The organism is Idiomarina sp. 017G, from assembly GCF_004362265.1.
Taxonomy (GTDB): domain Bacteria; phylum Pseudomonadota; class Gammaproteobacteria; order Enterobacterales; family Alteromonadaceae; genus Idiomarina; species Idiomarina loihiensis.
This window is the reverse complement of the sequence record NZ_SNWT01000008.1, coordinates 126376-148896: the sequence shown is the minus strand read 5'-3', so window position 1 is coordinate 148896 and position 22521 is coordinate 126376. Positions and strand designations below refer to the sequence as shown.

The following is a 22521-nucleotide window of genomic DNA, read 5'->3' as shown; positions in this document are numbered from 1 at the left end:
ATATTACCCTCGTTCAATAAAAAGGCGGCCGCAACGTTATCCGATGCGACCGCCTTCTAAACCGACAGCCAGTTAGCTTAACTGACAAGCATTAGCCCGAAGGCAGCTTTTTCAGACAGTGCACTGACTTATTCAGCCGGTACAACTTTCAATGTAATGTTTGCAAATACATCGGCATGCAAGTGCAGTTCAATATCAAACTCACCTACTTCACGTAATGTACCATGCGGCATTAAAACTTCGCTCTTCTTCACTTCAACGCCGGCAGCTGTTACTGCATCAGCGATGTCGCGAGTACCGATAGAGCCAAATAGTTTGCCTTCATCGCCAGCTTTAGAAGCAATAGTAACAGCTTCCAGAGCGTTAACTTTCTCAGCACGAGCTTGAGCGGCTGCTAATTGATCAGCTAACTTCGCTTCATACTCAGCGCGACGTTGTTCAAATAAATCAACGTTGCTTTTGGTTGCAGGTACAGCTTTTCCCTGAGGGAAAAGGAAGTTACGTGCATAACCAGATTTTACACTGACTTGATCGCCAAGGCTTCCCAAGTTAGCAATTTTATCTAACAAAATGACATTCATTTCTCGCTACCTCTACTTTTGGTAATCGAACCGGTGCTAGCTTACTGATGTGAATCAGTATAAGGCAGCAGTGACAAATAACGAGCACGCTTGATAGCGCGCGCTAACTGACGCTGATACTTAGCGGATGTTCCAGTAATACGGCTAGGAACGATTTTACCAGTTTCAGTAATGTAGTTCTTAAGCGTAGCGATATCTTTATAATCAATTTCTTTTACGCCATCTGCTTTAAAGCGGCAGAATTTGCGGCGACGAAAAAAACGAGCCATGATGGTCTCCTTAAATCAATTCGAGATGCTGAGCATGAAGTACCAAACGAGGTGAGCCATTGCTATCCTCGTGACGGTGCAGAAAACCTTCTGCTAAAACTTCACAACCCACCGTCAATTTTTCTAACCAGTGTTGTAAACCTTCACCACTTAAAACGACCTGAATACGCACATAAGATTGACGATTCATACCAGCTTCCGGTTGCATAGACCGATGCTCAATCACTAATTGTAAATGCTCAATACCTGACGGGCTGGTTTCCAGCTTAGGTACTTTGCCAAGCGTTCCGGTTAAATGCAGTCGATTCATAAGGGTTATTGAAAGTCAGCAAGCTTACGCTGCTTCACTGTCACCTTTACGATCTTCCTTCGGCTTAGTCAGCGGCGAAGGCTCAGTAATAGATTCTTTTTTACGCATGATCATATTGCGCAATACTGCATCGTTATAACGGAATGCAGTTTCAAGCTCTTCCACAACCTCTGCAGAAGCTTCAATGTTCAACAGAACATAGTGTGCTTTGTGCAGTTTGTTGATTGGGTAAGCCAATTGACGACGGCCCCAGTCTTCTAAACGATGGATTTGACCACCACCTTGCTTGATCGTTTCGCTGTAGCGCTCGATCATGCCAGGTACTTGCTCGCTTTGGTCCGGGTGGACCATAAATACGATTTCGTAATGACGCATTACAGTTTCCTTTTGGTTCGTATAGCCTCAGTTTAGCTCAGCCGCACTAACATAGAAGCAAGGAACACATTCAGTAAAATGAAAATATGGCTGATTTAAGCCGCGCGATACTAACTAAAATGAACGCCAATTGCAAATTAATCGGCGTTTTTATGGGCTTTTTCAATGCGGGAGCTGAGTAAAGCAACAATGCGGTCGGCCAATTCGTTTGCTACGGCTTTTTCACCACGAACCACAATGTGATCCACGATTTTGTCCTGGCGACGTGCTGTAGCATCAATTTGTACCGCATCCTGTTGTTCAGCAAACACAAGAGTGACTTGCCATTCAGCATTACTGTCCTCAACTCTGTGCCATTCGTGCCTGACATCAAGTCGATTACTAATATCAAAGGCAAGGTTCTGCACAGACTGAGCTGCGTCACCCTCTACGTCAAAATGAAAAGCGACATAAGGTTTCTCTGAACGCAGCCAGGTAGGCGATTCCCAGTTAGGCGTCCAGCTGACAAACAATACTGCGACCATTGCTAGGGCAATGGCTATAGGGAAAAGGCGACGTTTAAGATCCATTGCGCTGTCTGACAACCTCAAATAAGCAAACACCACTGGCTACAGAAACATTTAAGCTACTGACACTACCAGACAAAGGAATGGAGACTAAATCGTCACAGGTTTCGCGGGTAAGACGTCTCATACCTTTACCTTCGGCACCCATAACCAAAGCGACAGGACCTCTGTAATCGACATCATAAACAGATTGAGTCGCTTCGCCTGCTGTACCGTATACCCACACGCCCAATTCCTGTAAGTCACGAAGCGCCCTGGCTAAGTTGGTGACCACAACAAGAGGAACGTTCTCGGCAGCACCAGACGCCACCTTACGCACGGTCGGGGTAATTTGAGCCGACTTGTCTTTTGGTACAATAACACCCGTAACACCCGCTGCATCGGCCGTGCGCAGACAGGCACCTAAATTATGCGGGTCAGTCACGCCATCGAGTATTAAGAACAATCCGGCTTGCTGGCTTTGTTCCAGTAATTTAGGTAAGTCATGCTCGGTTAAAGTAGGCGGCGACTGAACGGTCGCGACGACGCCCTGATGGTTCCCGCCTTCCGCGCGTTTTTCCAGAGCTTGTTTAGGCACCCATTGAGGTCTGACGCCCGTCGCGTGGCATTGATTGACAATATCACGTACCGAATCATCCTGACGCTCTTTAGAAACATAGAGTTCCACTAAACGATCCGGATGATTTTTTAATATGGCCCGCACCGCGTGCAAGCCAAATACGGTCACTTTTTGACTCATGACTTACTACGTCCTTTATTGCTGCCGCGATTACCACTTTTCCGTTGGCCGCCTTTTCCGCGAGACTGTCCTTTTCTCTTAGCTTTGCCTGAACCTTTAGCTGGCATATTGCGTTTCTGGCCACCCGGACTCGTCGCTTCCAGCAACGTTAAATCAATTTTTCGATCATCCAGATTTACGTCTTTTACTTTGACTTTAACATTGTCACCCAAGCGAAAAACGCTATTGCTGTTTTCGCCTACCAACATACCTTTCTGTTGATCGAAGTGATAATAGTCGTTATCAAGATTACTGATGTGAACCAGCCCATCAATTTGATAGTCACTCAAGCGCACAAACAAGCCAAAGTTAGTTACCGAGGAAATAATACCTTCAAATTCCATGCCGACGTGATCAAGCATAAACTCACATTTCAGCCATTCGTCAACCTGACGGGTGGCGTCATCTGCTCGACGCTCGGTCATTGAGGTATGCACGCCCAGTTCGTCCAGTTGCTTCTCTGAGTACGCCCAGGCACCCACTAAACCTTTCTCTTCGCCTTTTTTCTTGCGTAAAATCGCTTTTATCGCGCGGTGCAGAATAAGATCCGGATAACGACGAATAGGCGAGGTAAAGTGCGCGTAGGATTTTAATGCCAAGCCAAAATGCCCTTTATTCTCTGGTTGATATACCGCCTGCTGCATGGAGCGCAACAACATGGTTTCAATCAGTTCATGATCCTGACGTTCTTTCACTTGCTCAAGTAAAGTCGCGTAGTCTTTTGGAGATGGCTCATCACCGCCTTCCAGGTTCAGACCCAGTTCACCAAGAAAACTGCGGAAGTTGTTCAATCGTTCGTCCGCTGGGGTTTCATGCACGCGGAACAAAGCACCAACTTCTTTATCAGATTCAATAAGCTGAGCAGACGCCACATTTGCCATAATCATGCATTCTTCAATGATTTTATGAGCAACATGGCGCTTAACCGGTTCGATACTTTCTATTTTACGCTGAGCGTTGAAAATAAAGCGGGTTTCCTGCGTATCGAACTCAATAGCTGAGCGACGCTTGCGAGCTGCACTTAATGCGTTATAAAGTCGCTCCAGTTCCTGCACATTGTCCATAACATGCTGGTACTGTTGTTGCAGTTCTTCATCGCCATCAAGTAACTTTTTAACTTTATTGTAAGTCAACCGCGCATGGCTTTTCATTACTGCCGGATAAAATTCCGTAGACTTCAGTTTTCCGCGAGGCCCTAATTCCATTTCAGCAACCATACACAGACGGTCGACATCAGGGTTTAACGAACACAAACCATTGGACAGCTTTTCCGGTAGCATTGGAATAACGTTGCTCGGGAAGTAAACCGAGTTACCGCGTTCCGTTGCCGCTTTATCAAGAACGGTTTCCGGACGAACATAATAAGACACGTCGGCAATTGCGACCCAAAGGCGCCAGCCTTTCTCTTCCTGCACACAACAAACAGCATCATCAAAGTCGCGGGAGTCTTCGCCATCAATAGTGATAAGCGGCAGTTCTCGTAAGTCTTTGCGGCCCTCGTAGGCCTCGGCCGGGACTTCTTCACTATACTTTTTCAGCTCTTCATCAACCTCAGCAGGCCACTCGGTCGGGATATCGTGCTCACGAATCGCTACCTGGATTTCCATACCCGGTGCCATATGTTCACCCAGCACTTCGCTAACCCGGCCAATAGGGCTGGTCCGGCGGCTTGGGCGCCGGGTAATTTCAACGACCACAAGCTGTCCATGACGCGCACCATTTTTATCCGCGTCCGGAATAAGAATATCCTGACTGACACGGCCATCATCCGGTACCACTATGCCCAGACCATGTTCAATGAAGTAACGCCCGACAATATTACTGTCGCGGGGCTCTGTAACTCTTACGATACGGCCTTCGGTGCGACCACGGCTATCTTTGCCGCTGGTTTTGACCAGAACGCGATCACCATGCAAAACTGAATACATTTGATGATGCGGAATAAACAGGTCTTTACCGCCATCTTCAGTCTGACAAAATCCAAAACCGTCTTTATGACCAATAATACGACCTTTGATCAAATCCATACGCTCAGGCAGGCCATAAGCATTCGCTTTGCTGTATATCAGTTGTCCGTCGCGCTCCATAGCGCGCAAACGCCGTTTCAAACCAATTGCCTGTCGTTCATCATCTAAACCAAAGTGACGAATGAACTCATCAAACTGAACCGGCTTACTGTTTGAGGTTACCAGTTCAAGCAATTGCTCACGGCCCGGAATTTCAACTTCATATTCTGGCGTACTGTTGTTCTGTTGATTATCTGACATAGAATCCTATTGTAGTTGCACGGTTAAGGAGAACCGATGGGCAACAGTATACGTGCTGAAAGTCATAATGTCAGTGCTTAGCTTGTATTTTGAACAAAACATACCCATGTATTACTTAATAGGTAAAAAATGAGTTGTCGAATCATCCTATATACTCTAATTTGTGAACTGAGACATTTACTAAGATCAAACAAATGCAAAAATACGCAGTACATAAAGCTGAAATAAACTGGCTCCAAAAAGGATGCTATCAGCTATTGCTGTGCTTATTGCTTGTCGCATTTAGTACTTCCAGCTATGCAGCATCGGCTGAAAACGCCGAAAAACATCTAACAGGTCAGCCAACCCCTGACTCAGTTTTCGTTGCCGATCTCTCATCATCCGTTTTTGAGATTCAGGCTGAAGAGCCCGAATTCGACAAAGCAATAGATGTCTCATCAAGAGTGTTTCAAAGCGTTCAGGCGCTTGTTCCTCCGGCTCAGAGAAAAAGTAAACCAAAACTGACTCAATGGAATTGGCACCTCGTCAGGGGACCACCCGCTCACCTTTAAAAATTCTGTATTTTTCTAATTTTTAAAGGAGTTTGTCATGAGTGAGTTTAAAGAAATTCAATGGTCTTCTGCAGCCGATAAAATTGCAATACACCACAACTATGAGCATCAACCATTAATTAGCTGGCACGATAGCGCTATGCATGTTGTTGATGATTTCACAAAAGTATCTCCTCTCGAAATAAAAGAGGGCACTCTGGTCAGCGACGCCGAGCAAAAACTTCGTGGTGCCAATCGGCGTTATGCCTGCATAAAAAATCAAAGTGATGAAATGACAGGTTTACTTGCGCTGCGTGAGCTTCACGGTCGTAAAGCAACTCAGCTAAGTACCGTCAAACAAATTGGCTGGCGGGAATTAGCAGTAAAAGAGTTGATGTTGCCTCTGGTTGCATTACCACAGGTCAAACTTGAAGACTTAAAGAAAGCGAAAATCGGCGACGCGGCAGCAACGCTCAAAGCCAGTGGTCGTGACTTTCTTCTTGTGATTAACGAGGGAGAAGTCTGTGGCGTAGTGTCATCGCTTAGAATAGCTGAATTAACAGGTGAATCAGTGAACGTTTACCACCTGCCCTCAACTTTTGCTGAAATTATTTCAGCGATAAATCATCATGAGGTCATTGACTGAGATCGGTTATATGTCAGAAGTGCTTTTGCGCTTCTGGCATTTTACCTACTAACGACGAAGGGAAAAACTTGGTGGCGCTGGACGGACTTGAACCGTCACTCCCAGAAGGAACCTGATTTTGAATCAGGCGTGTCTACCAATTCCACCACAGCGCCATGCTTTATAAGGTGAAGGCGTTGCATAACAAAGCAACGGGACGGAATTATACTCGTCCACTCCCTCTAATCAAGCAATAATTCACTAAAACGCCTTATAATCCAACTAACTGCTGATTCCTTGTACAATTGAGATAGCTGTCAGCCCGCTTAGCTCATGATATGATTAAAACACGATTGAGTTAACTGAGTTTCACATGAGTTCCGAAGCGCAAAAATTACACGCCAGTTTCCCCAGTGCTGGCTTCCCCAGACGTTTTGTCTCCTGGGTTTATGACTTTTTAGTCGCAGTAGCTATTATTATGCTCGCTTCAGCTGTGGCTTTACTCTTTGCCGCGCTGCTGACTGCCTTTGACTGGTTAGTGCTGCCAGAAGGAATGGATCACGCCGCCTGGCTGGCTCAGGGACCTTGGTACAGTTTGTATCTTATTTCCGTTGTTTCGCTATTTTTTGGCTGGTTCTGGAAGCGTTCGGGTCAAACCTTAGGCATGCGCGCGTGGCGTCTGAAGCTCCAGAATCGTGATGGTTCACGACTGACTAATCGTCAGGTTTTCATCAGGCTGCTTACCTGTTGTGCTGGCCTTGGAAACCTCTGGGTTCTGGTAGATTTTAAAAACAAACGTGCCTGGCAGGATTATGCTGCCGGCACCGAAGTTGTCACGCTTTCAAAAGAAGCAAACCAGCTGTTCTACTGGAATGAACTTTAGCCTTTAAGAGGTACGGCCAATTGTCAGGCCGTACGCCCCCGCATAAAGTAAACCGCCACTCCGGCAAATAAAATACTGGGTAATAAAGCCCCCACAATAGCCGGAATTTGATAAACCTGAGCCAGCGGACCAAAAATTTCATTACTGACATGGAAGCCAAAACCAGTAATGACACCAAGTAATATACGGGCGCCCATGGTCGTTGAACGAAGCGGACCAAAAATAAAAGACAAGGCCACCAACAACATAACCGCCACCGTTATCGGTGCGAAAAGTTTCCGCCATAACGCCAGTTCGTAGCGCTCCGCAGATTGCTGGTTACTCTCCAGGTAAGTTAAGTAGTCCAGCAACCCCGTAATAGAAAGCGATTCAGGCTTTATGGTCACCACTCCGAGTTTATCGGGCGTTAAGCTCGATTGCCAAACCATACTTGGTTTTTCATCACGTAACATGCGGCTATCATCAAGCTGCGTTACAGTCACTTGCTGCATACGCCATTTGTCACCGCTAAAATTAGCCGTTCGGGCGTAAGTTACTTTTTGCAATTCACGATTGTCATTGAAGTCGTAAATCAATACATCGTTAAGTCGTCCGGTATCCTCGACTTCGCCAATATTGATAAAGTCCGAACCATCTTTTGCCCACACACCCTGTTGAGCGGATATTAAGCTACCGCCGGAAATAGCCTGCGAGCGTATGGCCCGGCCCTGAGCTTCCATCGGTGGCGCTATCCACTCTCCAATGGCCATAACCGCAACCATCATAATAATGGCGGACTTCATTACCGCACCAATAATGTTTAAACGCGATCGCCCGGCGGCCATCATAACCACTAACTCGGAATTACTGGCCAGCATGCCCACGCCAATAAGTCCTCCGAGTAAGGCAGCCATTGGAAAGAAAGTTTCAACATCACGCGGCAGGCTGTAAAACACAAAGAGTACTGCATCCATAACATTGTAGTCGCCGCGACCCACCGCTTTAAGCTGCTCGACAAAGCGGATTAACGAGGAAAGCCCGGTTAATACGGCCAGACTTAGAAGCGATGTCCGTAATACGGAAAGCCCAATGTATTTATCTAGAATACTAAACATCAGTGCCCCCGCGCAGCGCCAAAGCGCAAGTTTGCCAGTAACCTCAACCCGAGCGGACGCCCCTTACCCACCAGAGCCAACCCAAAAATCAGCAAAATGAAGTGTATCCACCACAAGCCAATAATAGGCGGAATAACGCCGTCCCGAATGGCTGACTTAGCTGCCATAAGCAATAAAAAGTACCCCAGATAAATAAGCAGCGCCGGCGCCATTCTTCCGAACTTACCCTGACGCGGGTTTACCCGGCTTAGTGGCACCGCAATAAGTGTCAGTAACGGCATTGCCAGCGGAATAGCAATACGCCACTGTAATTCAGCAATCGCTGCCGGTTCTTTCCGCGATAACAGTTCAACAGTTGGGTAAGCCTCAAGTTTTCGTAATTGCTCACTTGCCTGCTGCTCTTTAATTTGCAATTGATAACTGTCGAACGACATCATCTGATAGCTGTCGTCATCGCCGGCATAACGTTTTCCCTGACCCAGCTCCAGCCATTGCGAGCCGGTTGTTTCACTAATCACTTTGCCGGTTTTGGCCATCACCACACTACCGGACTGTAACTCGCCCTGATTGTGCGTGTGCTGCGCAACAAAAACTTCCTCCAAATCACCCTCATCGCCAACACTTTGTACAAAAATAACCGCCTTCTGGTTGCTGGCTTGCTGAAATCGCCCCGGCATAAGCGCGGTGAGTCCGCTTTCTGAACGAGCTTTATCTTCTAGTTTTTGCTCCTGATCAAGCGACCAGGGCACCAGCCACAAAGTAAAAGACGCGGTGATAATAGCCAGAATCAGTGAGAGCACCAGCGTTACCCGGGTTACGTACCACTCACTGACGCCACAAGCGTGCAAAACGGTCATTTCATTGTCGGCGTAGATACGTCCGTGAGCCAGTAAAATCCCTAAAAACAGGCTAAGAGGCAAAATCAGTGACAATAATGCCGGCAGGTTCAACGACAACAGCTGAAAAATAATAGCGCCCGGTATGTCCCCTTCTGACGCATCCGATAACACACGGACAAATTTCTGACTGACAAAAATTGTCATCAGGATAAAAAGCACAGCAAGCTGCGACTTCAAGGTTTCACTGATCAAATATCGGAATATGCGCACTGGCGTTCACTCATAACTTAGGTTTTTACTGGAATAGCTGTGATTTTTAAGTAAACTTGTTATTTTAACAACAAAGTGTCTTTATAGCGAAACTATAGCAGGCATTGAAGCCACCTGAAACAGGAGCACTGTCATGGAGTTCAGCGTCAAAAGTGGTAATCCGGAAAAACAACGCTCTGCTTGTATCGTTGTTGGCGTATTTGAACCTCGTCGTCTGTCTGGCGTTGCCGAACAATTAGACAAAGTCAGTGATGGTTATTTAAGCAACCTATTACGCCGCGGAGACCTCGAAGGTAAATCCGGCCAGGTTTTGCTGTTACATCATGTCCCGAATATTCTTGCCGAACGAGTTTTACTGGTCGGCTGTGGTAAAGAACGCGAACTCGATGAGCGTCAGTACCGCCAGATTATCGCTCGTACTATGAACACTTTGAACGAAACAGGTTCAATGGAAGCGGTGTGCTTTCTTAGTGAACTGCACGTTAAAGGTCGCGATACCTACTGGAAAGTTCGCCAGGCGGTAGAGTCTGCACGGGCAACATTGTACAACTTTAATGAGCTCAAAAGTAAAAAAGAAGAGCCTCGCCGCCCGTTACGCAAATTGGTTTTTAACGTTCCAAGCCGTAAAGAACTGGCTTTGGGCGAACAAGCTGTGCAGCATGCATTAGCCGTGGCAACCGGAATGGATATTTGCCGCAACGTAGCAAATATGCCGCCTAACATTTGCACGCCTCGTTATCTGGCCGATCAAGCCAAATTAATGGCTGATAATTACGACAATTTAACGGTTGCCACGGTTGAAGAAGCCGAAATGGAAAAGCTGGGTATGAATGCATACTTAGCGGTAGGCCGGGGTTCCGAGCATGAGTCAGTACTCACATTAATGCATTATAAAGGCGCAGCCGATGATCAAGCTCCCATTGTGCTGGTTGGTAAAGGTCTGACATTTGATTCTGGCGGTATTTCAATTAAGCCCTCCGCCAATATGGATGAAATGAAATACGATATGGGCGGCGCAGCTGGTGTTTTAGGTGCCATGCAGGCTCTGGCCGAATTGCAGCTACCTATTAACGTTATTGGCACGGTCGCCGGTTGTGAGAACATGCCAGATGGCAAAGCATACCGCCCGGGTGACATATTAACCACGATGAGCGGCCAAACCGTTGAAGTACTCAATACTGACGCAGAAGGCCGACTGGTATTGTGCGATACCCTCACTTATATTGAGCGGTTTGAACCTGAATCGGTGATTGACTTAGCGACTCTCACAGGCGCCTGCGTTATTGCTTTAGGCAGTCATGCTTCTGCCGTGCTCAGCCAGCACAACCCGCTAGCACACGAAATTCTGAATGCAGCCCAGCAAAGTGGCGATAAAGCCTGGCGCATGCCGCTTTGGGACGAGTATCAGTCGATGCTGGACAGTCCTTTCGCGGATATGGCGAATATTGGCGGTCGTGAAGCTGGTACTATTACTGCTGCCTGTTTCCTCTCGCGTTACACTAAAAAGTACAACTGGGCGCACATGGATATCGCAGGTACTGCCTGGCAAGGTGGTAAAGACAAAGGTTCAACGGGGCGCCCGGTTCCACTGTTAACTCAGTTCTTAATTAACCGGTGCAACACCGAGGCAGCTGAATAAAATGTCGTCAGCCACCTTTTTCTTAATGCCGGGCGAAGCTGAAGATGAGCAAAACCGGCTTATCTGCGATAAGATAGCGCAACTGTACCGAAAGCATAAAAAGTTGCGGGTCTGGGCGCGTAATCAGCAGCAGGCTGAAGCTTTGGACGAACTCTTGTGGCAACAACCAAGTGATGCTTTTATTCCGCATAACTTACACGGCGAAGGCCCGGCCACTGGTGCTCCGGTAGAGTTTTGCTGGCCTGAGGCGGATGCAGTAAAAAACCGTCCGGGTTATGCACTGTTTAACCTGGCGGAAGAGATTCCGGTACAAGCCCAGCAGAGCCAACAGCTCTATGACATTGTTCCAGCCGATGACAATGGCAAAAAAACAGCTCGCGAGCGTTACAAACATTACAGGGCGCGCGGTTGCCAAATGCAAACCGAGCCCCTGACATCCGAACAGAAGTAAGGTCATTATGGATAAAACATACTCCCCTGCAGCGATAGAACAAGATCTCTACCAACAATGGGAAGACAAAGGCTATTTTAAGCCTTCAGGTAAAGGCGATCCCTACTCGATTATGATTCCGCCGCCCAATGTTACCGGCAGTCTGCATATGGGTCATGCCTTCCAACACACGATTATGGATACGCTTACCCGTTACCAGCGCATGGACGGCCTTAATACCCTTTGGCAAGTAGGTTCTGACCACGCCGGTATCGCCACGCAAATGGTTGTTGAGCGCCAGTTAGCGGCTCAGGGACAAACCCGTCAGGAGCTCGGTCGTGACGCGTTCATCGATAAAATCTGGGAGTGGAAAGAACAATCGGGCGGCACTATTACCCAACAAATGCGCCGCCTGGGCGACTCAGTAGACTGGGATCGCGAACGTTTCACTATGGACGAAGGCCTTTCAGATGCGGTCCGTGAAGTGTTCGTAAAACTGCACGAAGACAACCTGATTTACCGTGGTAAGCGCCTGGTAAACTGGGATCCTGCTCTGCAGACCGCTATTTCTGACTTAGAAGTCGAGAACAAAGAACAACAAGGTTATATCTGGTATTTACGCTATCCGCTCGCCGATGGTGAGAAAACGGAAGACGGTAAAGACCATTTGGTGGTCGCGACCACCCGCCCGGAAACCATGTTAGGCGATGTTTGTGTTGCCGTGCATCCCGACGACGAGCGTTTCGCTCATTTAGTCGGTAAATTCCTTGAGTTACCTATTGTTAACCGCCGTATTCCGATAGTTGCCGACCATCACGTTGACAGCGAATTCGGTACCGGTTGCGTAAAGGTAACCCCGGCACATGATTTTAACGACTACGAAATTGGCAAGCGTCATCAAACTGGCATGATTTCCATTTTTGATGACACGGCTCATGTTATGGCAAAAGCCGGCCTTTACACCAGTACGGGTGAAACGCTTGAAGAGCTGAACGGATTTAACGGTATATTACCTGAACAGTACGCTGGTAAAGAGCGTTTCGAGGCTCGTAAACAGCTTGTTGCCGAATTTGACGAGCTTGGTTTACTGGAAAAAATTGAAAAGCACACCAACAAAATACCTTATGGCGACCGTGGTGGTGTTCCTATTGAACCGCATTTGACCGACCAGTGGTATGTCCGCGTTGAACCTATGGCGAAACAGGCTACGGCAGCGGTTGAAGATGGCCGCATTGAGTTTGTGCCCAAGCAGTATGAGAACATGTATTTCAGCTGGATGCGCGACATTCAGGACTGGTGTATTTCGCGTCAGTTATGGTGGGGACACCGCATTCCGGCATGGTACGACGAACAAGGCAATGTCTATGTTGGTCGCACCGAAGAAGAAGTGCGGGAAAAACATAATTTAGGCGATACGCCGTTACAGCAGGACGAAGACGTACTGGATACCTGGTTCTCTTCGGCGTTGTGGACGTTTTCGACTTTAGGGTGGCCCAAAAATACCGAGGACTTAAAAACCTTCCATCCGACCGATGTGCTGGTTACCGGTTTTGACATTATTTTCTTCTGGGTTGCCCGCATGATCATGATGACCATGCACTTTATGAAAGACGAAGAAGGCCAACCGCAAGTACCGTTTAAGAAGGTCTATGTGACCGGTCTTATTCGTGACGAGGAAGGCCAGAAGATGTCTAAGTCTAAAGGTAATGTATTAGATCCGCTGGACATGATTGACGGCATTAGTGCTGACGAGCTGGTCGCTAAACGTACTGCGAATTTGATGCAGCCTAAAATGCGCGAGAAAATTGAAAAGCGCACCCGCAAGGAATTCCCAGAAGGTATCACCGCTCACGGAACCGATGCACTGCGTTTTACATTAACTGCGCTTGCCTCAACAGGTCGCGATATCAATTGGGACATGAAACGCCTGGAGGGTTATCGCAACTTCTGTAACAAGCTGTGGAACGCCAGCCGTTACGTGCTGATGAGCACCGAAGAACATGACTGTGGGCTTGAAAACGACGATATGACCCTGTCACTGGCAGACGAATGGATCATTGCCCGTTTTAACAGCACAGTAAAAGACTTTCGTCAGGCTTTGGATACCTACCGTTTTGATCAGGCTGCGGCTATTGCGTACGAGTTTACCTGGAACCAATTCTGTGACTGGTATCTGGAGCTCACTAAACCGGTGCTGCAAAATGGTACTGAATCACAGCAACGCGGTACCCGCCACACACTGGTGAATGTTTTAGAGCAGTTACTGCGTTTACTACACCCGGTTATGCCTTACATTACCGAAACTATCTGGCAACGTGTTAAACCGCTGGTTGGTAATACAGATGATACTATTATGCTGCAGCCGTTCCCGCGGGTTGAGGACAACGTCAGCCATCAGGCAATGCAGGACATGGAGTGGCTTAAGCGCGTTATTTTGGCTATTCGTAATATTCGCGGTGAAATGGACTTATCACCGAATAAGCCGCTACCGCTGTTACTCTCAAATGCCGATGCAATGGCAAAAGGTCGTATTCAAAACAATGAAAGCTTCCTGAGTAGCCTGGCAAAACTGGAGTCTATTGAGTTTATTGAAAGCGACGATGACGCACCAGCCAGTATGACTGCGCTGGTTGATACGTTGAAGCTACACATTCCAATGGCCGGTTTAATTGATAAAGAAGCTGAGCTGCAACGTCTGCAAAAGTCTATTGAGAAAGCGAATAAAGAGTGGCAGCGCCTGAATGGCAAGTTAAGCAATGATAACTTTGTCAGTAAAGCACCTGAAGCGGTCATTGCCAAAGAACGTGAAAAGCTTTCAGAGGCTGAAACAACGCTAAAACAGTTGCAGGAGCAGCAGGACAAAATTAAAGCTCTCTAATTTTGTACGACGCCATTGCTGAACAAAAAAAGCCCGGATCATTAGATTCGGGCTTTTTTTAACGTCATCTATTCTAAAACAAAACTTGTAACCTTGAATTGCTAATAAAAGCAGAGAGAGGCTCACTCCTCTCTGTCATCTAAGCCTTCATCGTCAAGTTCTTCGTCTTCAATCAGCGTGCCCCAGCCGTCGTATTCAACTTCGCATTCGTCAGCAATAGCGGCTATTTCACGCACCTGACGGTTGAGAATATCGTTATCAAGCTCAGCGTCGGTGACCGCCATAAACGCAAACCAACGCTTGCCACGTTCGTCTTCAAACTCGTCGGCATCGTCCACATGATACCCCTGCTTAACCAGTTCAACAGCGGCTTTTTCCAATTTGGTGAAGTCCTGGCTGGCTAAGTGATGTTCAATTTCATACAAGAGTTCTGTTTCTGCACCATCAGCAATCAAAGCCTGTACAGTTTCTTCACTTTGCGTAAGTAGATCATTAAGATCTCGACTCATGTTTTTTCCTTTTTAGCCTGTTCTTGCTCAATGCTCGCGTTTAACTGCTTAATTTTATCATCCATTTTTTGATGACAGTGAGCACTTAATTCACGTAGGTTCTCTCGCTGATAATTGGCAATTCTCACCGGTTCAAGAAACGCCACTTTTAACACACCGTTGTTCCAGCGGTTCATCTTTATCTTACCGTGTAATTCAGACACGCAGACCGGCACGACATCCACCTGGGCACGAAAAGCAGTATGAAATGCACCGTTTTTAAATGGCAACAAACCACGCCCGTAACTGCGAGTGCCTTCTGGAAACATCCATACCGAAATATCGCGCCGCTTTATTACATCAGCCGTCTGCCCGATTGTGCCATGGGCTTTACCGGCATTTTTTCTGTCTATAAGGATATTGCCTGCCAACCAGTAGAGCCAGCCGAAAAAGGGGATCCACCTAAGGCTCTTCTTGCCAACAGTCACCGTATTTTTTGGCAGCATTGCTGCTATGGTGAAAATTTCCCAGCTATTTTGATGATTACAAATAAAGACATAAGGCCCACCCTTTTCGATATCCGGGTGCCGGCTGACCTCAATTCGCATCCCCAAAACCCGTATTGCCCAACCAAAGATATGGGCAAAACGATAGGTATTGTTACGGTGAAAAGGGCGGACAATGCAAAACAAGCAGCCTACGACACCAAACACCACAACAAAACCGCCAAGAAACAACCATCGCAACAAGGCTAACATTCAAACTCCCCAATTAATCCTTGTTTTCCTCAACCACTATTCCGTCGACACGTTGTAACCCGCGCGGCAGTTTATTGCCCCGGCGACCACGTTCTCCGTAATAATGTTCTAAATCAGCCGGCTTCAGAGTCAGTTTGCGTTTACCTGCAATCAGGGTAATAGCGGCATCCGGCGCGGCGGTAGCTAAAGCAACCACATACTCCTCGCGGGACTGCGCTCTTAAGGCCGGAATACTGATTAACTTATTCCCTTTTCCTTTGCTCAACTGGGGTAAGTCTGCAACCGGGAACACCAACATCCGACCCTCATTGGAAATAACAATGACTTTGTCGTGTTGCAGGTCATTCACGTTATTCGGCGGCAGGATCTTAGCCCCGGTAGGTAATGTAATAATAGCTTTACCATTTTTATTACGGCTGACTAAATCACTAAACTGACAAACAAACCCGTAGCCTGCGTCAGACGCCAGCAGCAAATGGCTTTCATCTTTTGCCATTAAAACATGCTCGACATTCTCACCAGCAACCAGACTGAAACGTCCGGTCAGAGGTTCCCCCTGACTCCGTGCCGATGGAAGTAGATGTGCCTCACAGGAGAAACTCTTACCTGAGCTATCAAGAAAAACGACCGGTTGGTTACTCTTCCCTTCAGCCGAAGCAAGATAGCTGTCGCCCGATTTATAACTGAGCTTATCACCCTCGATATCATGACCTTTGGCTGTACGTACCCAGCCTTTTTTAGAGAGCACAACAGTGACCGCTTCAGCAGGTGTTAAGTCTCGTTCGCTTAGCGCTTTTGCTTCAGAACGTTCAACAATAGGCGAACGACGTTCATCACCATAATTCTCAGCATCCGCCAGCAATTCTTTCTTAATCAAAGTTTTCAGACGACGATCAGAGCCCAGCAAGGTCTCAAGCTTTTCTCGTTCTTTATTCAATTCATCTTGTTCGCCAGTCAGCTTCATTTCTTCCAATTTAGCTAAGTGGCGTAATTTCAATTCAAGAATCGCTTCAGCTTGCTTATCGGTAAGCGCAAAGCGACTCATCAGTTCTTCTTTCGGCTTGTCTTCTGTACGAATAATCTCAATAACTTCATCAATATTCAGATAAGCAATGAGTAAGCCTTCCAGAATATGCAAACGCGCCAGCACTTTATCTAAACGATGCTGCAAACGGCGGGTAACAGTGGTCTGACGGAATTCCAGCCACTCCTTCAAAATGCCCACCAAAGGCTTCACTTTTGGCCGACCGTCTAAGCCGAGAATATTCAGATTAACCCGATACTGCTTCTCTAAATCGGTGGTAGCAAACAAGTGGTTCATTAACTGTTCGGTATCGACTCGATTTGAACGCGGAACCACAACCAACCGGGTCGGATTTTCGTGGTCAGACTCATCCCGCAGGTCAGATACCAGAGGAAGTTTTTTCGCCTGCATCTGATGCGCTATTTGCTCTAAAACCCTTGCACCTGAGGCTTGGTGTGGCAGCGCCGTAATAACAATTTCGCCGTCTTCAACGCTGTAACAAGCTCGCATTTTAATGCTGCCACGCCCGGTTTCATACAGTTTGACGATGTCTTCCGACGGCGTAATGATTTCTGCATCCGTCGGATAATCCGGACCCTTCAACACTTCCATTATATCTTCAAGCTGGCTGCCGGGCTTTTCCAGTAACATCGCACAAGCATTTGCTACTTCACGGGCATTGTGCGGAGGAATATCCGTCGCCATACCAACAGCAATGCCGGTAACGCCGTTCAATAATATATGAGGTAACCGCGCGGGCAGAACCTGTGGTTCTTTCATGGTACCGTCGAAGTTCGGTATCCAGTCAACTGTGCCCTGACCCAGTTCACTCAGCAGCACTTCGCTGAACTTAGACAACCGGGCTTCGGTATAACGCATAGCCGCAAAAGACTTAGGGTCATCCGGAGAACCCCAGTTACCCTGACCATCCACCAGAGGATGACGATAGGTAAAGGGCTGCGCCATTAATACCATTGCTTCATAACAGGCGCTGTCACCATGCGGGTGGAACTTACCCAGCACGTCACCCACGGTACGAGCCGATTTTTTATATTTTGCTAATGCAGACAAACCCAGCTCTGACATTGCGTAAACAATGCGTCGCTGTACCGGTTTCAGGCCATCGCCAATATTTGGCAGTGCCCTGTCCATAATTACGTACATGGAGTAATTAAGGTAGGCCTCTTCGGTAAAGCGACTCAGTGGGCGGGTTTCTGTAACTTCCGTCGTCATTCTGACTTCTCCTTGCTCACAAGTGCTTACAGTTCAGCCAAATCGGCCATGTTACCTTTGCTTTCCAGCCAGGTACGGCGATCACCAGCGCGTTTTTTCGCTAACAGCATATCCATTAACTCTTCCATTACTTCGCCGTCATCAATGGTCAACTGGACTAACCGGCGGGTATTAGGATCCATGGTGGTTTCTCGTAGTGTCAGCGGGTTCATCTCGCCCAGACCTTTGAAACGCTGCACATTGACTTTGCCTTTGCGTTTCTCTGCTTCAATCCGATCCAGAATTCCCTGCTTTTCTGCTTCATCTAACGCATAAAACACTTCTTTGCCCACGTCGACACGATACAACGGCGGCATGGCTACAAAAATATGGCCATGCTCGACCAAAGGTCTGAAATGTTTCACAAACAATGCGCACAATAGGGTGGCAATGTGCAGACCGTCGGAATCGGCGTCAGCAAGAATACAAATTTTTCCATACCGCAACTTGTCTAAATCAACACTGTTTGGGTCGACTCCGACAGCTACCGAAATGTCATGAATTTCCTGCGAGGCTAAAATTTGCTCCGGGTCGACTTCCCAGGTATTTAAGATTTTTCCCCGCAACGGCATCACCGCCTGAAACTCGCGATCGCGGGCTTGCTTAGCAGAGCCTCCTGCCGAGTCCCCTTCCACTAAAAACAATTCACTGCGGCCAGGTTCCTGACTTGAGCAGTCGGTGAGCTTGCCAGGCAGCGCCGGACCCTGAGTTACTTTTTTACGAACAACTTTTTTACTGGCTTTTAAGCGTCGCTGCGCGTTACTAATACACACATCGGCTAAAAGTTCGGCTTGATCGGTATGCTCATTCAGCCACAGGCTAAAAGCGTCTTTTACCACACCGGAAACAAAACTGGCCGACTGACGGGATGACAAACGCTCTTTGGTCTGTCCGGCAAATTGCGGATCCTGCATTTTTGTCGACAGGATATAACTGCAACGCTCCCAGACATCTTCTGGTGTTAATTTGACACCTCTGGGTAACAAATTACGAAACTCACAAAACTCGCGCATGGCTTCCAGCAAGCCCTGACGCAATCCATTAACGTGAGTACCGCCGAGCGTAGTAGGAATGAGGTTAACGTAACTTTCTGAGACCCCTTCACCGCCTTCCGGGAGCCAGGTAACGGCCCAGTCAACACCTTCAGTCTGAGAACTAAAACTTCCGTCAAACGGCATTTCCGGCAACGTCGGTACATCTTTTACCGCTTCCACCAGGTAGTCAGTCAGACCGTCCTGATAGAACCAGGTATCTTCTGTGTCATCTATTTTGTTGCGGAAGGTTATTTTAAGCCCGGGGCAGAGTACCGCCTTAGCTCGCAAAATATGTTTTAGTTTGGTAACCGAGAATTTTGCCGAATCGAAATATTGAGGGTCTGGCCAAAAGTGAACCCGGGTGCCGGTATTTCTCTTGCCTACGGTACCGGTAACCTCCAGCTCGCTGACTTTATCACCGTTTTCATAGGCCATTTCATAAACCTGGCCGTCACGCTTAATAGTCAGCTCAACGCGCTTAGAAAGCGCATTAACAACTGAAATCCCCACACCGTGCAAACCACCGGAGAATTGATAGTTTTTATTTGAAAATTTACCGCCGGCGTGCAGTTTGCTCATAATCAGCTCAACGCCGGGAACCCCCTCTTCCGGGTGGATATCCACCGGCATTCCCCGTCCATCATCTGTCGTTTCGAGAGATTGATCGGGATGCAAAACAACAAGTAATGACTTAGCGTGCCCCGCCAGAGCTTCATCGACACTGTTATCTATAACTTCCTGACCCAAGTGATTAGGTCGAGAGGTGTCAGTGTACATACCGGGGCGGCGCTGAACCGGTTCCAGTCCGTTCAGCACCTCAATGGAGTCGGATTTATAGTCTGTCATGAGTCCCTGTTTTTATTATTGGCTCGATCCGCGAAAAGTGTGCCTCAATTTACCGCTAACTGACGTCTATTTGAAGTAGTAAGGCATAAATTTCTGAACGGCTTCACTGAGTTTTGGTTGAATATGACCTTGCTTTCGACACAAGGTTAACCAGTCAGCCAAAAACTGATTAACCTGATGCTTTTCGTCCCGGTGCCGCATTTCGCGGTTAGGTTGTTGATAACGTGCCGCTAATCGGGTAACACCCTGACTGGATATGATCTCAGCCATACGCACATCATGGTATAATCTTACCGTCATTTTCGCCTGCAAGTAATCCGCCCAGTTTGGCTTTAATTGCTCAATTTCAATATCTGAGGTGTATCGCGATTCACTGACGTTACGTAAATTGAAAGCCAAATTTTCGCCCGCGTAGAGCGTTACCTCAGCTTCAGATTCAAGCTGAGACAGCAGCGGTAAAAGGCCTGCGTAATTTAGTTCGGTTAGTCGGTGCAGTTCCGCAACGTCGACAACATAGCGCTGTTGCATAATAAAACCTCAGTTTTGCTCCTGGTCAGAGAACACCTTATCACGATGTAATAGCAACCATTGTAACCCAATAACACTTGCCGCGTTGTTGATTTCTTCACGTTCGAGCATGCCAATAACTTCTGTTCTGGGTAAAACGTGGACTCGAATATCTTCGTCTTCTTCAGCTAACCCGCCAAAACTGGCAGCCGATTGACTGTCGACTTCGGCAATATAAATAGTCAGTTTCTCGTCGGTACCACCCGGGCTTGAATAATAGCTGGTAGCGTAAATTAGCCGCTTAGCTTTTAATCCAGCTTCTTCCTCTAATTCACGCGTGGCCACTTCCTCTGAGCTCTCGTCCGCGTCAAACATACCGGCAACGAACTCAAACAACCATGGCCCATTTCTGTCGTCGAGTGCACCAACCCTGAACTGCTCCAGAACAACCAGTTCATCGCGGACTGGGTCATAAGGAATAACCACAACAGCGTGCCCGCGTTCCATTAACTCCCTGTTTATCTCCGGACTCCAGTCACCAGAGAACAGCCGATGTTGTAAAGAATAGCGATAAACCGATAAAAAACCTTGATAAAGAGGTGCCTTTTCCTTTACTTTCACATCATTCCGGTGAAAACGAATTGTCATACTTAGTGTCCTTTTTTACATAGGCGGATAAGACAAACATTCTGTTACACTTGAGCGAATTCTGAAACCATGTTTTTCTTAAACTATCTGCGCAAATCATTTACACTGGTAATCATTCAACACTGTATGTAAACTATGCGCAATCATTGAACAATTGCACGTTAAGTAACAGGAAACTGACTACCATGAAAAAGCATATTTTGTCGGCAGCCGTCGGTCTGGCACTGACCACAGTATCTTTTACGTCAAACGCTGAAGATTTGGCTCAAATTTATCGTTTAGCCGTTGATAACGACCCGACCCTATTAAGTGCCGCAGCGGAGCGAAACGCCGCACAAAAAGGCATTGATATTGCCAAGTCAGGATTCCTGCCACAAATTACAGGTGACGCAGGTTACACTGACTCGACCAGCGAATCACCTCTGGTTTTTGAATCCGGCATTCAGGTTTTTGATACTGACAGCAATGGCTGGAGTGCAGGTGTAAGTCTTAATCAAAGCCTTTTTGACTGGAGTGTCTGGAAAAATGCAGATATTGCAGAAAAACAAGCATACCAGGCAGAAGTTGCCTACAGTAACGCTCAGCAAGATTTAATGATCCGTGTTGTTAATGCTTATTTTCAGGCTTTGCAGGCGCGCGACGATTTATCTTTCGCTGAAGCTGAGAAAAAAGCCATTGAACGCCAACTTGAACAAACGAAACAGCGTTTTTCGGTAGGTTTAACAGCTATTACTGATGTCCACGAAGCACAAGCTCAGTATGATAGCGCTGTCGCTAGTGAAATTCAGGCCAAGAATGCAGTCAAAATTGCTTTGGAAGACATTCGTGAAATTACTGGTCGCTACCCACAAGATCTCGCGGCCCTAAACACTGAAACATTTTCTCCGAGCGATCCATCTCCTGACAACATCGAAACATGGGTTAAAAAAGCTGAAAATGCTAACTTGAGTTTACTGGAGAGTCAGGTACAGGTAGAAATTGCAGAGCAACAAATAAAACTGCAGCAAAGTGGACACTACCCTACAGTATCTTTAGAGGCACGCTATTCCACAAGTGATAACGAGCGCACAATTACCGGCGATAATGGACAAGAGCAGACAACGAATTTGCCCCGACTCGACAGCCGTTCGATTGGTCTGAATGTCAGTGTTCCTATTTTCTCCGGGTTCCGCACGTCATCTGAAATTGCGCAAGCACGGGATAACTACGTTGTTAGCAGTCAACAAATGGTGCAGACCCGCCGTAATGTGGAGCGCCAAGTTCGTAACTCTTTTTATGAAGTCTCTGCGTCGATTGCCAGTATTAAAGCATTTCAACAGTCAGTTGTTTCTGCCGAAAGTGCTTTAAAAGCCACAGAAGCAGGGTTTGAAGTAGGTACTCGTACTATTGTTGATGTGCTGGACAGTACTCGTAACCTTTACAATGCAAAACGTAACTTGTCAGAAGCGCGCTATGGCTACATCCGTCAAGTGCTGACTCTGGAAAAAGCCGCTGGACAACTGCAGGAACAAGACCTGATGGCGATTAACAGCAGTCTTTCTGAAAACGTACAAGGCACTGCCGCAGACTAGTTGCGCAGACCGTGGCACCGCCTGACTATTGGCGGTGCC

Annotated in this window: 22 protein-coding genes and 1 tRNA gene; 7 read left to right on the top strand and 16 right to left on the bottom strand. The window is 47.2% G+C overall.

Annotation, left to right across the window (positions count from 1 at the left end):
- Window positions 1–128 precede the first annotated feature (128 nt).
- From rplI to rnr, 7 genes are all read right to left on the bottom strand, one after another.
- The gene (gene rplI / locus DEU30_RS11140) at window positions 129–581 is read right to left on the bottom strand and encodes a 50S ribosomal protein L9 (protein WP_034822523.1); all 453 of its coding nucleotides are present in this window, start codon (window positions 579–581) and stop codon (window positions 129–131) included.
- A gap of 41 nt (window positions 582–622) precedes the next feature.
- Window positions 623–850: a 30S ribosomal protein S18 gene (gene rpsR, locus DEU30_RS11135; RefSeq protein WP_011235166.1), complete on the bottom strand. Its 228-nt coding sequence runs from the start codon at window positions 848–850 to the stop codon at window positions 623–625.
- 10 nt (window positions 851–860) lie between these two features.
- Entirely contained in the window at window positions 861–1160 is a 300-nt protein-coding gene (gene priB / locus DEU30_RS11130; RefSeq protein WP_011235167.1) for a primosomal replication protein N, read from the bottom strand.
- A 24-nt stretch (window positions 1161–1184) separates the two neighbouring features.
- Window positions 1185–1535: a 30S ribosomal protein S6 gene (gene rpsF / locus DEU30_RS11125; protein ID WP_011235168.1), complete on the bottom strand. Its 351-nt coding sequence runs from the start codon at window positions 1533–1535 to the stop codon at window positions 1185–1187.
- A 137-nt stretch (window positions 1536–1672) separates the two neighbouring features.
- Window positions 1673–2104: a signaling protein gene (locus DEU30_RS11120; RefSeq protein ID WP_114982152.1), complete on the bottom strand. Its 432-nt coding sequence runs from the start codon at window positions 2102–2104 to the stop codon at window positions 1673–1675.
- Window positions 2094–2840, bottom strand: a complete 747-nt coding sequence (rlmB, locus tag DEU30_RS11115; protein WP_110013988.1) for a 23S rRNA (guanosine(2251)-2'-O)-methyltransferase RlmB — start codon at window positions 2838–2840, stop codon at window positions 2094–2096. Before rlmB ends, DEU30_RS11120 begins: the two co-directional genes overlap by 11 nt.
- Entirely contained in the window at window positions 2837–5146 is a 2310-nt protein-coding gene (gene rnr, locus DEU30_RS11110) for a ribonuclease R (protein ID WP_114982153.1), read from the bottom strand. Before rnr ends, rlmB begins: the two co-directional genes overlap by 4 nt.
- A gap of 194 nt (window positions 5147–5340) precedes the next feature.
- Here rnr and DEU30_RS11105 point away from each other — a divergent pair, with 194 nt between their 5' ends.
- The gene (locus DEU30_RS11105; protein WP_114982154.1) at window positions 5341–5697 is read left to right on the top strand and encodes a hypothetical protein; all 357 of its coding nucleotides are present in this window, start codon (window positions 5341–5343) and stop codon (window positions 5695–5697) included.
- Between the two features lie 37 nt (window positions 5698–5734).
- The gene (locus DEU30_RS11100; RefSeq protein WP_114982155.1) at window positions 5735–6322 is read left to right on the top strand and encodes a hypothetical protein; all 588 of its coding nucleotides are present in this window, start codon (window positions 5735–5737) and stop codon (window positions 6320–6322) included.
- Between the two features lie 69 nt (window positions 6323–6391).
- Here DEU30_RS11100 and DEU30_RS11095 read toward each other — a convergent pair.
- Window positions 6392–6477, bottom strand: a tRNA-Leu gene (locus DEU30_RS11095).
- A gap of 197 nt (window positions 6478–6674) precedes the next feature.
- On the opposite strand from DEU30_RS11095, the gene DEU30_RS11090 reads away from it, so the two are divergent.
- Window positions 6675–7184, top strand: coding sequence for an RDD family protein (locus tag DEU30_RS11090; protein WP_114982156.1), 510 nt, complete (start codon window positions 6675–6677; stop codon window positions 7182–7184).
- A gap of 23 nt (window positions 7185–7207) precedes the next feature.
- Here the strand turns inward: DEU30_RS11090 and lptG are convergent, their stop codons facing one another.
- Window positions 7208–8278: an LPS export ABC transporter permease LptG gene (gene lptG, locus DEU30_RS11085; protein ID WP_114982157.1), complete on the bottom strand. Its 1071-nt coding sequence runs from the start codon at window positions 8276–8278 to the stop codon at window positions 7208–7210.
- A complete protein-coding gene (gene lptF, locus DEU30_RS11080; RefSeq protein ID WP_181396972.1) occupies window positions 8278–9387 on the bottom strand; it encodes an LPS export ABC transporter permease LptF in 1110 nt (369 codons plus the stop codon). The genes lptG and lptF overlap by 1 nt, the downstream gene beginning before the upstream one ends.
- A 133-nt stretch (window positions 9388–9520) precedes the next feature.
- Here lptF and pepA point away from each other — a divergent pair, with 133 nt between their 5' ends.
- Genes pepA through DEU30_RS11065 form a run of 3 tightly spaced genes read left to right on the top strand, consistent with a single transcriptional unit; the run spans window position 9521 to window position 14334 of the window.
- Window positions 9521–11026: a leucyl aminopeptidase gene (gene pepA, locus DEU30_RS11075; RefSeq protein ID WP_011235176.1), complete on the top strand. Its 1506-nt coding sequence runs from the start codon at window positions 9521–9523 to the stop codon at window positions 11024–11026.
- 1 nt (window position 11027) lies between these two features.
- Window positions 11028–11477 (top strand): DNA polymerase III subunit chi, encoded by a 450-nt coding sequence (locus DEU30_RS11070; RefSeq protein ID WP_114982158.1) that lies wholly within the window; start codon window positions 11028–11030, stop codon window positions 11475–11477.
- Window positions 11478–11484: 7 nt separating this feature from the next.
- The gene (locus DEU30_RS11065; RefSeq protein ID WP_011235178.1) at window positions 11485–14334 is read left to right on the top strand and encodes a valine--tRNA ligase; all 2850 of its coding nucleotides are present in this window, start codon (window positions 11485–11487) and stop codon (window positions 14332–14334) included.
- Window positions 14335–14456: 122 nt separating this feature from the next.
- Here the strand turns inward: DEU30_RS11065 and rraB are convergent, their stop codons facing one another.
- The 6 genes from rraB to DEU30_RS11035 form a co-directional block, all read right to left on the bottom strand.
- Window positions 14457–14843, bottom strand: coding sequence for a ribonuclease E inhibitor RraB (gene rraB, locus DEU30_RS11060; RefSeq protein WP_114982159.1), 387 nt, complete (start codon window positions 14841–14843; stop codon window positions 14457–14459).
- Complete coding sequence (locus DEU30_RS11055) at window positions 14840–15580, bottom strand: 1-acylglycerol-3-phosphate O-acyltransferase (protein ID WP_011235180.1); 741 nt, start codon at window positions 15578–15580, stop codon at window positions 14840–14842. The genes rraB and DEU30_RS11055 overlap by 4 nt, the downstream gene beginning before the upstream one ends.
- A gap of 13 nt (window positions 15581–15593) precedes the next feature.
- Complete coding sequence (parC, locus tag DEU30_RS11050; protein WP_011235181.1) at window positions 15594–17837, bottom strand: DNA topoisomerase IV subunit A; 2244 nt, start codon at window positions 17835–17837, stop codon at window positions 15594–15596.
- 26 nt (window positions 17838–17863) lie between these two features.
- On the bottom strand, window positions 17864–19756 hold the full coding sequence (gene parE / locus DEU30_RS11045; RefSeq protein ID WP_114982160.1) for a DNA topoisomerase IV subunit B: 1893 nt from the start codon (window positions 19754–19756) through the stop codon (window positions 17864–17866).
- Window positions 19757–19822: 66 nt separating this feature from the next.
- Window positions 19823–20284: a DUF1249 domain-containing protein gene (locus tag DEU30_RS11040; RefSeq protein ID WP_110013979.1), complete on the bottom strand. Its 462-nt coding sequence runs from the start codon at window positions 20282–20284 to the stop codon at window positions 19823–19825.
- A 9-nt stretch (window positions 20285–20293) separates the two neighbouring features.
- Window positions 20294–20911, bottom strand: a complete 618-nt coding sequence (locus DEU30_RS11035; protein ID WP_114982161.1) for an NUDIX domain-containing protein — start codon at window positions 20909–20911, stop codon at window positions 20294–20296.
- A 185-nt stretch (window positions 20912–21096) separates the two neighbouring features.
- On the opposite strand from DEU30_RS11035, the gene tolC reads away from it, so the two are divergent.
- Window positions 21097–22482 carry an outer membrane channel protein TolC gene (tolC, locus tag DEU30_RS11030; protein WP_114982162.1) on the top strand — a complete coding sequence of 462 codons (1386 nt, stop codon included), beginning with the start codon at window positions 21097–21099 and terminating at the stop codon, window positions 22480–22482.
- Window positions 22483–22521: the final 39 nt, after the last annotated feature.

What these genes read in the sequence shown, in the direction of transcription:
- rplI (WP_034822523.1), bottom strand. Translation starts at nt 581, where the DNA reads ATGAATGTCATTTTGTTAGATAAAATTGCTAACTTGGGAAGCCTTGGC.
- rpsR (WP_011235166.1), bottom strand. Translation starts at nt 850, where the DNA reads ATGGCTCGTTTTTTTCGTCGCCGCAAATTCTGCCGCTTTAAAGCAGAT.
- priB (WP_011235167.1), bottom strand. Translation starts at nt 1,160, where the DNA reads ATGAATCGACTGCATTTAACCGGAACGCTTGGCAAAGTACCTAAGCTG.
- rpsF (WP_011235168.1), bottom strand. Translation starts at nt 1,535, where the DNA reads ATGCGTCATTACGAAATCGTATTTATGGTCCACCCGGACCAAAGCGAG.
- DEU30_RS11120 (WP_114982152.1), bottom strand. Translation starts at nt 2,104, where the DNA reads ATGGATCTTAAACGTCGCCTTTTCCCTATAGCCATTGCCCTAGCAATG.
- rlmB (WP_110013988.1), bottom strand. Translation starts at nt 2,840, where the DNA reads ATGAGTCAAAAAGTGACCGTATTTGGCTTGCACGCGGTGCGGGCCATA.
- rnr (WP_114982153.1), bottom strand. Translation starts at nt 5,146, where the DNA reads ATGTCAGATAATCAACAGAACAACAGTACGCCAGAATATGAAGTTGAA.
- DEU30_RS11105 (WP_114982154.1), top strand. Translation starts at nt 5,341, where the DNA reads ATGCAAAAATACGCAGTACATAAAGCTGAAATAAACTGGCTCCAAAAA.
- DEU30_RS11100 (WP_114982155.1), top strand. Translation starts at nt 5,735, where the DNA reads ATGAGTGAGTTTAAAGAAATTCAATGGTCTTCTGCAGCCGATAAAATT.
- DEU30_RS11090 (WP_114982156.1), top strand. Translation starts at nt 6,675, where the DNA reads ATGAGTTCCGAAGCGCAAAAATTACACGCCAGTTTCCCCAGTGCTGGC.
- lptG (WP_114982157.1), bottom strand. Translation starts at nt 8,278, where the DNA reads ATGTTTAGTATTCTAGATAAATACATTGGGCTTTCCGTATTACGGACA.
- pepA (WP_011235176.1), top strand. Translation starts at nt 9,521, where the DNA reads ATGGAGTTCAGCGTCAAAAGTGGTAATCCGGAAAAACAACGCTCTGCT.
- DEU30_RS11070 (WP_114982158.1), top strand. Translation starts at nt 11,028, where the DNA reads ATGTCGTCAGCCACCTTTTTCTTAATGCCGGGCGAAGCTGAAGATGAG.
- DEU30_RS11065 (WP_011235178.1), top strand. Translation starts at nt 11,485, where the DNA reads ATGGATAAAACATACTCCCCTGCAGCGATAGAACAAGATCTCTACCAA.
- rraB (WP_114982159.1), bottom strand. Translation starts at nt 14,843, where the DNA reads ATGAGTCGAGATCTTAATGATCTACTTACGCAAAGTGAAGAAACTGTA.
- DEU30_RS11055 (WP_011235180.1), bottom strand. Translation starts at nt 15,580, where the DNA reads ATGTTAGCCTTGTTGCGATGGTTGTTTCTTGGCGGTTTTGTTGTGGTG.
- parC (WP_011235181.1), bottom strand. Translation starts at nt 17,837, where the DNA reads ATGACGACGGAAGTTACAGAAACCCGCCCACTGAGTCGCTTTACCGAA.
- parE (WP_114982160.1), bottom strand. Translation starts at nt 19,756, where the DNA reads ATGACAGACTATAAATCCGACTCCATTGAGGTGCTGAACGGACTGGAA.
- DEU30_RS11040 (WP_110013979.1), bottom strand. Translation starts at nt 20,284, where the DNA reads ATGCAACAGCGCTATGTTGTCGACGTTGCGGAACTGCACCGACTAACC.
- DEU30_RS11035 (WP_114982161.1), bottom strand. Translation starts at nt 20,911, where the DNA reads ATGACAATTCGTTTTCACCGGAATGATGTGAAAGTAAAGGAAAAGGCA.
- tolC (WP_114982162.1), top strand. Translation starts at nt 21,097, where the DNA reads ATGAAAAAGCATATTTTGTCGGCAGCCGTCGGTCTGGCACTGACCACA.